Source organism: Dactylosporangium sp. NPDC049742, from assembly GCF_040674675.1.
Taxonomy (GTDB): Bacteria; Actinomycetota; Actinomycetes; order Mycobacteriales; family Micromonosporaceae; genus Dactylosporangium; species Dactylosporangium maewongense.
Window position 1 is genome coordinate 34,424 of sequence record NZ_JBFANF010000069.1, and the last position, 12,802, is coordinate 47,225.

Sequence of the window (12,802 nt, forward strand, 5' to 3'; positions counted from 1 at the left end):
CGGCCCCCGCGGGGGGCCCCCCCGCGGCCGCCCCCCCGCCACCGGGACGGGCTCAGCTCAGGACACCAGCCACTCCTGGGCCTTCGTGGCGTTGCAGTCGTAGATCTGCAGCTGGGTGCCGTTCACGGTGCTGGAGTTCGGCACGTCCAGGCAGCGGCCCGACACGGGGTTGCGGATCGAGTTGTTCGGGCCGAGCTCCCACAGCTGGTTCGGCGTCAGGTTGCAGTCGAAGAGGTGGATCTTCGAGCCGCTGGCGGTGCCGTAGGCGACGATGTCCAGGCACTTGCCCGCGACGCGGATGGTGCCGTCGCCGAGGACGGTGAGGATCTGCGAGTTGGCGCCGCCGTTGCAGTCCCAGGACTGGATCGGGTTGGCGTTGGCGGTCAGGCCCTGGTTGTTGTCGATGCACTTACCGGGGATACCGGAGTGGATCATGCCGATGCCGGCCCACTGCATCGTCCACTGCTGGGCGGAGTTGCCGTCGCAGGTCCAGATCTGGATGCCGGCCCCGTCGGCCGTGCTGGCGTTCATGACGTCCAGGCACAGGCCGGAGTTGGGGTTGCGGATCGAGTTGTTCGGGCCGAGCTGCCACTGCTGCGCCACGGTGTTGTTGCAGGTGTACAGCTGCACCCGGGTGGCCGGTGCGGTGCCGGAGCCGACGACGTCGAGGCACTTGCCGACGATGCGGATCGTGTTGTCGCCCGCCAGCGTCCACAGCTGCGAGTTGTACCCGCCGTTGCAGGACCAGGACGTGACGTTGTTGCCGTCGGCGGATCCGCCCGTGTAGTTGTCCAGGCACTTGCCGGGCAGGCCCGAGCGCAGCAGGGTCAGCGCGCCGGCCGGCGGGGCGCCGGTGACGGGCTTGGTGGCGCCGGCCGACACCTGCATGCCGTCGATGGTGCCGGCGAAGAACTCGGCGGCGGCGCCGGCCTGCAGGGTGCGGCCGACGGTGAACGGCCCGGCCGCGTCCCAGGCCCCGGCGACGGTCGCCTCGGCCTGCAGCTTGTCGTCGACGAACAGCCGGATCCGGCCGGCGTGCGCGTCGTACACCGCTTCCAGGAAGGTCCAGCTGTTGAGCACCGGGGCGGCGAGCGAGGTCACCTTGACCACGGCCGGTGCGTCCACGTCGGTACCGGTCACCGCGTAGGCCCACCGGTTGGCGGCCTTGTCGTACCGGACGGTGAACGCGGCACCACGCGTGCCCTGCTGGGCGAAGACGCTGCGGGACACGCTGGTGTCGGTGATCCGGACCCAGCCGCTGACCGAGTACGACTGGTCGGTGTGCACGACCGGCCCGGCCGTGGCGGCGGCGCCGGTGACGCCGTCCAGGCAGAGCCCGCCGCTGAGGTCGTTCCCCTCGCACCAGGTGGCGCCGGGCGCGTCGGTGAGGGTCAGCGGGTGCTGGTACCCGGAGTCGTCGGTGACCTGCCGCGGCACGTCCTCGTCGTAGTCCTCCATGGCCCAGGCACCCGTCGGTACCGGTGCCACGAGCGGCTTGAGGTCCAGCGCCGGGTCGATCGCCCGGTCCCACACCCGCACGTCACCGATGTCACCGGCGAACTTGTTGTTGCGCGAGCCGTTGAACTTGCCCTGACCGATGAGCAGCGCGCCGGTGGCGTTCCAGTTCGTGGGCCGGCTCACCGTGCCGGACAGGGCGCCGTTGACGAAGAGCTTCGCGGTCTTGGTGCCGGCGTCCCAGGACACCGCCAGGTGGGTCCAGCGGTTCGCGACCGGCGGCGCGGCCGAGTTGGCGCGCACGATCGGCGGGTCGGTGGTGTCGCTGCCGTACAGGCTCAGCGACCAGCGGTTGTCCGGCGCGGGCCGGTAGTGCACGGCGAACCCGCAGGCCATCGCGCCTTCCTGGCACAAGACGGTGCGCTGGCTGTCGGTGGCGGTGAGCCGGACCCAGGCGGCGGCGCTGAAGCTCTTCGACGTGTCGAGCACCGGGCCGGCGGTGGCGGCGAGGTCGTCGACGCCGTCGAACCGCAGCGCGCCGTCCGTGCCCGCGACGGGGTGCGCCCCGAGGACGCGACCCGCCACCCAGGTCTGGCCGCCGGTGACGGTGGCGGCGGGGCCGCCGGCCGGCGTCGTGTTGAGCGTGACACCGGTGCCCTCGTCCAGCTTCCACACGGCCTTGGGATCGGAGGCGGTGTTGACGAGGAAGCGGTAGTCCCTCGGCGGCGACGCGTTCTGCGCGGCGTCGCGGGAGCGGACCGTCAGCACGTGCTCGCCGCGGTGGGTCGGGGTGACCCAGACGGTCGCGGGTCCGCCGGTGACGGAGGCGGCGACGTACGTCTTCGCGCTGCCGTCGAGCTGGTACTCGTAGTCGACGATGTCGGTCTCGCCGTTGGCGCCGAAGGTGAACTGGCCGCTGCGCCCGACGGAGCCGCGCATGGTGTCGTTGGGCGGCGACTCCAGGTACAGGCCGTCGGCCGCCGTGACGGTCGGCACGACCCCAGGCGGTGTCGTGTCGACGGAGAACTCGCACCACGCCGAGTAGTTCGACGAGCCGCCGAGGGTGTCGCTGACCCGCACCTGCCAGCGGAAGGTGGCGCTGCTCAGGGTGCCGGCCGGCACCTGTACCTCGCCGAGGGTCCCGGACGGGATGCCGGAGTCGCTCTTCGGCCAGCCCGTGACGCCGGCCCAGGTGCTGCCGTTGAGCCGCTCCAGCGAGAACGCGGCGGACAGCTGGCCGCTCTGGTCGCCGTCGGGGTCGGAGGCGGTCGCCTTGAGCCATGGCGTCATGGACCGCACGATCGGCCGGGTCGCGCCGGTGACGCAGGCCTGCCCGGCGGCGGTGTAGTCGGTGTGCGTCGTCATCTGCGCCGCCTGCGGCGTGTTCGGCAGGCTGTTGTACTCCACGGACAGCGCGGTGGAGGCCTGGTCGAACTTCTTCCACCGGTTGCCGACGGTCTCGTTGGCGCCGTTGCTGTCGCGGGCGGACAGGCCCAGGGTGTAGCTGCCGCGGCCCTGACCGAAGCCGATGATGTCGTTGACCAGGGTCTGGTTGGAGAACTCCATGTACATGTTGGGCTGCGGGTCGTTGGCGCAGCCGGCGCCGGTGGACGGCTTGTGGGCGTTGCCGGACTTCTGCTCGATGTGCAGGTCCAGGCCGGGGCCGGACCAGGCCTGCCGGCCGGACCCGGTCAGGTCGCCGGTGCGGTACAGGTTGACCGGCGTCGCGGTGCAGGACCACGAGTGGGTCATGTAGGTCACGAACTTGGCGTTGCGGACCTGCTTGCCGGGCAGCCAGGTCAGGTCGAACGCGAAGAACGAGCGGAACGTGCCGGACCCGTCGGTGTTCAGGCCGACCCGGACGATGCCGTCGTCGCGGTTGGCGTTGGTGGAGTCGGTGTAGCCCCAGCGGGCGCGGCCGACGCCGGTCCACGGGTCGATGACGACCGGGTACGCGACGTTCGGGTCGGCGAGCATCGCGGCGTCGGGGACGATGACGAGCGAGCCGTCCTCCACGGTGGTCGGGAGGTTGGCCTTGCGGGAGTCGTCGGGCACGTGCCGCAGCAGCGAGTTCTTCCCCGCGGACCGCGCCGCCGCGAGGGACCGCTGCGCGCTGGGCACGCCCGCGGAGTCCCACATGAGCGCCGGTCCGGCGGACGCGGTGACCTTGCCGGTGGTGTCGCGGGTCTCGTAGCCGCCGCCGGGGCGCTGCTTGAGCGACCAGCCGGTGCTGCTCAGCCCGAACTTGAGCTTCGCCAGGGCCGGGTTCGCCGCGGCCTGGCGGGTCTTGACGACCAGTGAGTAGCCGAAGCCCTCCACCGTGGACTGCACCTGCAGGTCGACGTCGGGCAGCACCGACTCGTACACCGCGGTGTCACCCTCGATGCGAGGTGCGGGCAGCTTCGACGGCCAGGTCAGGTTGAGCGCGCCGCCGGCACCGTTGAGGGTGACGAGCGGTCCGGTGCCGCCGGCGGAGAACCGCACGTCCGCCACGGACGCGGCCGGTGCGAGGGTCGTGCCGTCCTTGCGCAGCGACAGGTCGATCTGCCGCCAGGCGCCGTCCTTCTTCGTCCACTGCGGCACCGCGTAGCTCTCCCGCACCAGCGTGCCGCGCGGCGTGGCCATCGTGCGGGCCATCTCGGACCGCGAGTCGGCCACCTCGACCGTGCGGCCGCTCTCGGCCGCCTGCTGCAGCGCCGCGGTCTCGGCGGCGCGCTGGTCGACCGGTGGCGCGACCTGCCCGGGCTGCCCGGGCGCCGGTTCGGCCGCGGCCGGGTCGCCGGCCACGGCCACTGCCGCGACGGTCAGCGCGAGACTGATGGGAAGAGCGCCGGACAGGAACCTGCGCACGGCGCGATGAAGTGAAATCACTGAATGCCCCCGCGAAGTGAAAGTGAGCGAAACGTAGGGGCTGCCCGGCTTCCGTGTCAATCGATCGAGGTCATCTCGGCACGGTAGGTGACGCCATGACAACGGTGAATGAAACGGAATGCTTCGGTATGTCCTCCAGACCGATCTCCACCGGAAACTTCGAGCGGCCGTGTCGGATCGGCGGCGTCGGGTTCGTAGGTCAGGTAGACAGAGGGGCCGAGGAGAGGAGCACACCGTGCAGTACCTGGTATCCGTGATCCATGACAGCCCGACCCTGGCCACCGAGGAGGAGATGGCCGCGATCGGCGTGTTCAACGACCGGATGCAGGCCGAGGGCCACTGGGTCTTCGCCGGCGGGCTCGCGCAGCCCGGCACGGCCACCGTCATCGACAACCGGGGCGGCGAGCCGCTGATCACCGACGGGCCGTTCCTGGAGTCGAAGGAGTACCTCGCCGGCTTCTGGATCTTCGAGGCACCGGACCTGGACGTGGCGCTGGAGCTCGCCGCCGAAGGCTCGCGGGCGTGCAACCGCAAGATCGAGGTCCGGCCATTTCTGTGAGCGAGGTGCGGGCCGCGCTCACCCGGGCCCACCAGGAGGAATGGGCGTGGGTGGTGGCCAGCCTGACCAGGCACTTCGGCGACCTCGACATCGCCGAGGAGGCGGCCGCCGAGGCGTTCGCGACCGCCGTGGAGCGCTGGCCGGCCGACGGTGTGCCGCCGAACCCCGGCGCCTGGCTGACCACGACCGCCAACCGCAAGGCCATCGACCGGATCCGGCGCGAGAGCAAGCGCGACGACAAGCACAAGGAGGCCCGGATGTTGCACGACGACACACCTGCCGAGCCTCTGGGCGCCATCGATGACGAGCGGCTCCGGCTGATCTTCACCTGCTGTCACCCGGCGCTGGCGATGGAGACCCGCGTGGCGCTGACGCTGCGCATGGTCGGCGGGCTCACCGTGCCCGAGATCGCCCGGGCGTTCCTGGTGCAGGAGACCGCGATGGGGCAGCGGATCACCCGGGCCAAGGCGAAGATCAAGGCGGCGCGCATCCCGTACCGGCTGCCCGCCGCCGAGGATCTCCCGGCCCGCGTCGCGGGCGTGCTCGCCGTGCTCTTCCTGGTGTTCAACGAGGGCTACCTGGCCACCGGTGCGGACAGCGACCCCGTGCGTCCCGGCCTGACCGCCGAGGCGATCCGCCTGACCCGCCTCATCCGTGCCCTGCTGCCGGCCGACGGCGAGGTGGCCGGGCTGCTGGCGCTGATGCTGCTCACCGAGGCCCGGCGGGCCGCCCGGATCTCCGCGGGCGGCGAACTGGTCACCCTCGCCGAACAGGACCGCGGCGCGTGGGATCCGGCGCTGATCGCCGAGGGGCACCGGCTGGTCCGGCAGCGGCTGGCGGCCGGTGAGGCGCCCGGGCGGTACCAGATCCTCGCCGCGATCAACGCCGTGCACACCTCCGCCCGCGATGTGCGGGACACCGACTGGTCGCAGGTGGTCGCACTGTACGACCAGCTCGTCCGACTGGACCCTTCACCGGTCGTCGCGCTGAACCGGGCGATCGCGGTCGCCGAGCTCGACGGGCCGGACGTGGCCCTGGCGGCGGTCGACCGGCTGGAGGCCCGGCTGGCCGGCTATCACGCGTTCCATGTGGCCCGCGCCGACCTGCTGCGGCGGCTGGGGCGTGGTCAGCAGGCGCGGGCGGCGTACGACCAGGCGATCGAGCTGGCCGGCAACACCGCCGAGACCGCGTACCTGACCCGCCGCCGCGACCAGCTGGGCTGAGACGCCGAGGGTCCCGGACCGTTGCGCACCGGCCGGGACCCGTTGTTCGTAACTGATACGTGAATCTTGTGATCCATCCCATAGAGAGCGCTCTCTCGAATCGGTGGGCCTACGCCCATTGGCGTAGCGGCGGGTCATCGTTGGGCTGATGACGGCGGCGCCGGGGTGGGCCAGAGTCGAGTCATGTCGACTGAACGCACGGCCGAGCGGCACCGGCTGCCGCCGCCCCGCGGTGGATCGCCTCGCAGGGTGTCGCGGGGCCGCCTGCCGCGCGTGACGCTCGTGGTCGCGGTCGTCGTCAGTCTCGTGCTCGTCTATCCGTACATCGGCCTCGACGCCTCAGCGAGCCGCCTCGGCGTCACCGGGACCGTGCACTACGCGACCCTGGTCGCGCACATCTTCGCCGCCGCCGTGGCGCTGGTCCTCGGCCCGTTGCAGTTCATGCCGCGGGTGCGGGCCCGTCCGCGCGTCCACCGCACCATCGGCCGGCTGTATCTGCTCGCCGGGGTGCTGCCGGCGGCGGTGACCGCGGTGCCGGTCGCGCTGTGGTCGGGCCGCCCGGTGACGCAGGTCGGCCTCACCGTCGCGGCCGTGCTGTGGCTGATCACCGGCGGTCTGGCGTACCGTGCCGCCCGCCACCGCGACTTCACCGCCCACCGCGAGTGGATGCTGCGCAACTACGCGCTGACGTTCCTCGCCGTGACCGCCCGCGTGCTGGTGCCGCTGCTGCTGCTGATCCGGTTGCCGTTCAGCACGGAGAGCGCCGCGACGCTCGCACCCACCCTGATCCCTTTCGGTCAGACCGCCGGCTGGATCGTCAACCTGATCGTGGCGGAGGTGTTCATCCGACGCTTACGTCGTGCCGGCCGGTAGTGTTCGCCGGTGTGGAGCGGCTCGTGCGGCGCGTCGAGATGGATCCGGGCGCGTCGTGGGATCCGGACGCGTGGTGGGCCCGGATCCCGGCGGTGCGGTCCGTGCTGGACCGGGGTCTCAACCTCCCGGCGGGCGTGACCTTCCTCGTCGGCGAGAACGGGTCGGGGAAGTCCACCCTGATCGAGGCGCTCGCCCAGGCGTACGGGCTGAACCCGGAAGGCGGCTCCCGCGGCGCGATGCACCGCACCCGCGAGACCGAGGCCCCGCTCGGCGCGCTGCTGCGCTTCGTCCGCACGGCCGGCCCTCGCGGCAACGCGTACTTCCTGCGCGCCGAGACGACCCACGGCCTGTACACCTACCTGGAGTCGCTCGACGACTCGCCCGACTGGGACCTGCACGAGCGCAGCCACGGCGAGGGCTTCCTGGCCCTGCTGGAGCGCAAGTTCAACCAGCCCGGCTTCTACCTGATGGACGAGCCCGAGGCGGCCCTGTCCTTCACGTCCACCCTCACCCTCATGTCCCGCCTGGCGACCCTGGCCGAGTCCGGCGCGCAGGTCGTCGTCGCCACCCACTCGCCGGTCCTGACCGCGCTGCCGGACGCGACGGTGCTGGAGCTCGGCGAGCACGGCATCCGCCGCACCAGCTGGTCCGACCTCGCCGTCGTCGAGCACTTCCGGGCGTTCCTCAGCCAACCCGACCGGTACCTGCGTCACCTGCTCTGACGGCACCGACGGCCTGCCCGTGCAGAGGGTTGCTCGGCGCTGCCGTCCTCCGGCACCACGAGCACCACGCGGCGAATTGCCTGGCGCGTGGAGGCGCCGTCGTGGAGCATGCCGGGCGTGACGGTGAGCGAGTTCCGGACGGCGTCCGGGGTGCGGCTGCGGCCGGTGGCCGAGCGGGCCGGGGACCTCAACTGGTTGCTGCTGCCCGGCGGGCCCGGCATCGGGTCGGAGAGCCTGCACGGTCTGGCGGAGGCGGCCGGTGTACCGGGTGTGACGTGGCTGGTCGACCTGCCCGGCGACGGCTCGAACACGGTCGGCGGCGAACCCTTCGCCCGCTGGCCGGAGGTGCTGGCCGAGGCGGCCGAGGCGTTGCCGCGGGTCGTGTTCCTCGGGCACTCCACCGGCGGGATGTACCTGCTGTCGGTGCCGGAGCTGGAGCCCCTGCTGGCCGGGCTGGTGCTGGTCAGCTCGGCGCCGCACGCCGGATGGCTCGCCGACTTCGAGCGGATGGTCGGGGAACACCCGCTGCCCGCCGTCGACGCCGCCGGCGCGGTGTACGAGGCCGACCCGACCGACGAGCACCTGCGCCGCCTCACCGTGGCGTCCGCGCCGTGGAACTTCACACCCGCCGGGCTGTCCGCCGGTGCCGAGATGCTGGCCCGGATGCCGTACAACACCGCGGCGGTGGACTGGTCGGCCCGGCACTTCGACAGCACGTACGAACTGCGGTGGTGGCCGGCTTCCGTGCCGACGCTGATCGTCAGCGGCGCGCAGGACCGGATCGTCACGCAGCGACTGTGGGACGAACCCCGGTTCCAGGGCCCCCACGTCCTGCACCGCCGGATCGAGGACGCCGCCCACTTCCCGTGGATCGAGCAGCCCTCCGCCGTGCGGGCCGCGCTCCACGAGCTCGCCGCCCTGGTCACCGCGCCGACGCCGGAAAATGTCGGGGGGTCTTCGTAGACTGCGGGCAACGAAGCGGTCGTGCTGAGACGGGGGATGGCGCGATGGTGGCTGGGCCCTTTGGTGCATTGGACGATTGGCGGCTCGTTCGTCGGTACGCGGTGCCGGCGTGGATGATCGCCGAGTGCACGCAGGCGCGCGAGCGTGGCGACTGGCGGGCCGCGTGTGCGGCGGCGCGGGTCACGGTGGCGTTCGACGATGCCGGGCCGGTCGCGGAGCTGCTCGCCGGGTTCGCGCCCGACCTGCTGCGCTGGCACCTGCCGCGGGCGCTGGACGGCACGGCCGCGCTGGTGCCGGGGATGCGGTTCGTCCTCGCACCCGACGGGCCGGTCACCGCCGACACCGTGGTGCTCGGCGTCAGGTCACCCGACAGGTCCACGAGCTCGCAGCGACTCGTCCTGCACGCGGTCCGGGTCCGTGACATGGCCGAGGGCCCGGTGTTCGCGGTGGCGCCGCACATGTGGGACGCCCGCCGCGCGAGCGGGCTGGGAGCGGCCGTGCACGGCGCGACCAGGGCGGAGCGGGTGGTCGAGGACTGGATCTCGGCCGGTTGGCTGATCGACGGCACGGACACGCACCGCTGGGCGTATTCGAACTCCTCGGGCTGGTCCAGGCTGGAGATGGCGCTGCTGAGCCAGGCCGATCCGTTGCTCGCGGCCCGCGAGCTGCGGTGCCTCGCGGCACAGTTCGGCCAGCGGTCGTGGGAGCTGCGTCCGGCCCGGCACAAGCGCTGGCCGTGGCCTGACCGGCGGCTGATGCTCGAGGTGGTGGGGGATGCCAACCGGCTCACCCGGGACGCCACCACGCCGTCCAGGACCGGCGCGGTCCGGGCGGATCTGTGCCTGCATCCGGCGCTGCTGTGCGCTCCGGTCGACGCGGAGCTGGTGCAGCGCGGCCGGCTCGACGCCGCTGACCTGCACCCCTTGGTCCGGTCCGCCCTGTTCCCCGCCGCACGTCCGGGCACGGCACGTCCGGCCGCCGCACGTTCGGACGCCGCAGGTTCGGGCGTTGCGGGTTCGGGCGTTGCGGGTTCGGGCGTTGCGGGTTCGGGCGTTGCGGGTTCGGGCGTTGCGGGTTCGGGCGTTGCGGGTTCGGACGCGGCGCGGGCGGCGGAGATGGTGCCGGCCGGGTTCGCCGAGGGGGAGCGGGTCCGGGTCCGGTGCGGCGCCGTGTGGCACTCGGTCAGCGTCCGGGGCGGGCGCCTCGAGCTGCTCGACCACACCGACGCGGAGCGGCGCCGGGAGCACGCGCTCCGCTCGTTCGGCGGCACGATGAGCGGCTGCTTCAGGACCGAGGCCGCCTGGCACGACGGGGAAGGCGTCCTGCCGAGACGCCTGCGCGCCTACCGGCAGGACCTGTGGCGCCGGATGACGCACGGCGGCGGCAAGGTGGTGCTCGCGCTCCTCGACGCGGGCATGGACCCGCGGGTCCGTGACGTCGCGGGGCAGACGCTGCTGCACCGGATGCACCAGTTCGAGCACGCCGACCTGCTGCCACGCCTGCTCGCCGAGCGCGTCGACGTCAACCCGGTCAGCCGGCGCGGCTCCACCCCGATGTGCGACGCCGTCGTGCACAACGCACCCGCCGACCTGATCGAGACCCTGAGCGAGGCCGGCGCGATTCCCCACCTGTCCCGCCTGGACCCGAGCAGCTGGCCTGTTCAGGCGCGCGGGCAGGAGGTGGTCACTGGTCGACGGTGAAGATGACGGAGCGGCCCGCCACGGCGGCGCGCTGGTAGAAGTCGCGGACGTCCTGCAGGTAGGACCACGTGTATTCGGAGTCGTCGTCGTCCAGCACGCCCTGGTAGTCGTCGGGGTCGATGCGGTGGTAGCGGTCGCGGAGCCAGGTCTCGTCGACGGTGCGCAGGGCCTCGGCGATCTGGGCGACGTCGGCGGCGAGGACGTGGGCGACGACGTACTCCTCGCCTTCGTGGTGGTGGCGGCCGCCGAGCACGGTCAGCGGGAGCGGGCCGCCGTCGCGGTAGCCGATGTCGAGCGTGCCGTCGCCGAGGCAGCGGTGCATGGCGTCCCACGCCTTGTCGGTCTCGCACAGCCACTCGTCGTCCCACGCCGCTTCGACGGCGTGGACGAACGCACGGACCTCGGCGTCGTCCTGTGTGGCGGTGAGCGCCCCGTCCTGTGCGGCGGTCAGCGCGAAGAACACCCCACGGCAGCCCATGGCGGATGATCTTAGGTCTCGACGCCGCGGCGGTCATCCGGCGGATGGCTGTGGAATTTTCGGTGGCGGGCACGCTACGCGGGGGCGACGGCACGCCGTACAACCGCTGCTCCGGCGGCGCGGTCGGGCCGTGGCGGCCTGCTCCGCCGCTGGTCGGCGGCGGACGGCGGCGGCTGGCGGTTCTGCTGGAACGGCGATCGACGGACAGCTGGCTGCTGTAGGGTCACCGCCGTGCGGGGGAGGGTCCTGAGCGTCTGGCGGCATCCGCTGGTGCGGTTCGTGGCGTTCGCGGGGCTCGGGTTCGGGTTCGACGTCGGGCTGCTGCTGGTGCTGAAGGCGGCGACGCCGTTGCCGGCGTTCGCGTGCGTGACGATCGCGTTCTGGGCCACGTACGCGGTGAACTTCGTGCTCAACCGGTACTTCACCTTCGACGCGAGCCATCGGGCGGTGGGGCCGCAGGTCGCCAGGTTCGTCGTGCAGGTGCTGGGGGACTACGCGCTCACCGTCGGGGCGGTCCTCGGGCTGCAGGCGCTCGGCGTGCACCTCGCCGTCGGCCGGGTCGCCGCGGGCGGCACCACGCTGGTGTTCAACTACGTGATGTACCGGTGGTGGACGTTCCACCGCCCAGTGGCCGGCGGCAGCGAACAGGACGCCGAGCAGGCCGTCGCGGCGACGTCCAGCGGTGCCTCGACAGGCTGAGCCGCCGGGGCGGTTCGCAGCGAGGGTGGGCGGGTAACCGGTAGGGGTTCGGGACGTCGACGCACGGAGGACGACCATGCTGCCGAAGATGATCGCCCGGTGGGCGGTCGCCGCGATCGCGGTGCCCCTCGCGATCGCCGGTGCCAAGAAGGTCAGTGAACGGATCGAGGCCCGCCGGGGCGCGACCCGCACCACCCGCCTGCTGCGCAAGGGGGTGGCCACCGCGGAGCGGCTGACCGGCCGCAAGCGCCGCCGCCTGGCCTGGTAGCCACCTCAGACACGCCGCCCGCCGGGGAAGCCAGCCATCGAAGCGTCGCGGCGACGCGGAGCGCGGGCCTGGGTCATGACAGCGTGGCGGCGATGTCGAGGGCGAGCTCGATGGCGCGGGCGGCCAGCGGAGAATGGGTGCGGCCGGCCCGCCACAGCAGGTAGACCTCGCGGGGCGGGAACGCCGGGTCCAGTTCGTGCACGGTCAGCGAGTCGTCGACCCTGCTGAGCGCCAGCCGCGGCAGGACGGCGGAGCCGATGCCCGCTCGTACCATCGACAACACCGCGTCGTTGCCGGCGCTGCGGAACACGATGCGGGGGTGGACGCCGGCGCGGGCGAAGGCGGCCTCGATCCGGGGCTGGTCGCAGTCGGCGGGCCACGCGACCATCGGGGCGTGGTGCAGGTCTGCCAGCGGCACGACCCCGGCGGGAAAGTCGCCGCGGCGGGCGACCAGCACGTACGGGTCGTCGAGGAGCTTGCGGTGCTCGACGTCCCCGTCGATGCGGCCGTCGTAGAACATGAGGTCCACGTCGTCGACGCGGGGCGGGTCGCTCTCCTCCTCGAACAGCCGGATGTCGCAGGCCGGGAACTCCTCGCGCAGCGCGAGGACGAGCCGCGGCAGGAGCGCGATCGACAGGCTCTGGAACGTGCCGATGTCGATGCGGCCCTCGCCGGCGCGGAAGCGGTCGACGGCGTCCACCAGGGCGTTCGTCCGGGTCAGCAGGTCGCGCCCGTGGGCCAGCACGACCTGGCCGAGCGGGGTGAGCCGCACCGGCCGGGGGCCGCCGGGGCGGTCGAACACGGCGCCGCCGACGGCCTTCTCGAGGGCGGCGATCTGCTGGCTGACCGTCGACTGCGTGTAGCCGAGACGGGCGGCGGCCCGGCTGAACGAGCCCTCGTCGACGACGGCCGTCATGGTGGTGAGGTGCCGCAACTCGATGTCGGTCACGACGCCAAGTCTATATCGGCATTGCCGATGGACAGCATCGTG

Annotated in this window: 11 protein-coding genes; 8 read left to right on the top strand and 3 right to left on the bottom strand. The window is 72.5% G+C overall.

The features are described 5' to 3' along the window. Positions 1-57: 57 nt before the first annotated feature. A complete protein-coding gene (locus AB0J72_RS48860) occupies positions 58-4,305 on the bottom strand; it encodes a ricin-type beta-trefoil lectin domain protein (protein WP_363412843.1) in 4,248 nt (1,415 codons plus the stop codon). Positions 4,306-4,561: 256 nt separating this feature from the next. On the opposite strand from AB0J72_RS48860, the gene AB0J72_RS48865 reads away from it, so the two are divergent. The 6 genes from AB0J72_RS48865 to AB0J72_RS48890 all read left to right on the top strand — a co-directional run bounded on the left by AB0J72_RS48865 (position 4,562) and on the right by AB0J72_RS48890 (position 10,366). Then, on the top strand, positions 4,562-4,885 hold the full coding sequence (locus AB0J72_RS48865) for a YciI family protein (RefSeq protein WP_363412845.1): 324 nt from the start codon (positions 4,562-4,564) through the stop codon (positions 4,883-4,885). After that, complete coding sequence (locus AB0J72_RS48870) at positions 4,882-6,108, top strand: DUF6596 domain-containing protein (RefSeq protein ID WP_363412847.1); 1,227 nt, start codon at positions 4,882-4,884, stop codon at positions 6,106-6,108. The genes AB0J72_RS48865 and AB0J72_RS48870 overlap by 4 nt, the downstream gene beginning before the upstream one ends. Positions 6,109-6,291: 183 nt before the next feature. Then, on the top strand, positions 6,292-6,981 hold the full coding sequence (locus tag AB0J72_RS48875) for a DUF2306 domain-containing protein (protein WP_363412849.1): 690 nt from the start codon (positions 6,292-6,294) through the stop codon (positions 6,979-6,981). An 11-nt stretch (positions 6,982-6,992) separates the two neighbouring features. After that, entirely contained in the window at positions 6,993-7,703 is a 711-nt protein-coding gene (locus AB0J72_RS48880) for an AAA family ATPase (RefSeq protein ID WP_363412851.1), read from the top strand. Between the two features lie 117 nt (positions 7,704-7,820). After that, positions 7,821-8,666 carry an alpha/beta hydrolase gene (locus AB0J72_RS48885; RefSeq protein ID WP_363412853.1) on the top strand — a complete coding sequence of 282 codons (846 nt, stop codon included), beginning with the start codon at positions 7,821-7,823 and terminating at the stop codon, positions 8,664-8,666. Between the two features lie 113 nt (positions 8,667-8,779). Further along, the gene (locus tag AB0J72_RS48890) at positions 8,780-10,366 is read left to right on the top strand and encodes an ankyrin repeat domain-containing protein (RefSeq protein ID WP_363412855.1); all 1,587 of its coding nucleotides are present in this window, start codon (positions 8,780-8,782) and stop codon (positions 10,364-10,366) included. Here the strand turns inward: AB0J72_RS48890 and AB0J72_RS48895 are convergent. Next, on the bottom strand, positions 10,350-10,844 hold the full coding sequence (locus AB0J72_RS48895) for a YfbM family protein (protein ID WP_363412857.1): 495 nt from the start codon (positions 10,842-10,844) through the stop codon (positions 10,350-10,352). The genes AB0J72_RS48890 and AB0J72_RS48895 overlap by 17 nt on opposite strands. Positions 10,845-11,075: 231 nt before the next feature. On the opposite strand from AB0J72_RS48895, the gene AB0J72_RS48900 reads away from it, so the two are divergent. Continuing rightward, a complete protein-coding gene (locus tag AB0J72_RS48900) occupies positions 11,076-11,543 on the top strand; it encodes a GtrA family protein (protein WP_363412859.1) in 468 nt (155 codons plus the stop codon). Positions 11,544-11,619: 76 nt separating this feature from the next. Further along, complete coding sequence (locus AB0J72_RS48905; RefSeq protein ID WP_363412861.1) at positions 11,620-11,811, top strand: hypothetical protein; 192 nt, start codon at positions 11,620-11,622, stop codon at positions 11,809-11,811. Positions 11,812-11,884: 73 nt separating this feature from the next. Here the strand turns inward: AB0J72_RS48905 and AB0J72_RS48910 are convergent, their stop codons facing one another. Continuing rightward, complete coding sequence (locus AB0J72_RS48910) at positions 11,885-12,760, bottom strand: LysR family transcriptional regulator (protein ID WP_363412863.1); 876 nt, start codon at positions 12,758-12,760, stop codon at positions 11,885-11,887. Positions 12,761-12,802 lie beyond the last annotated feature (42 nt).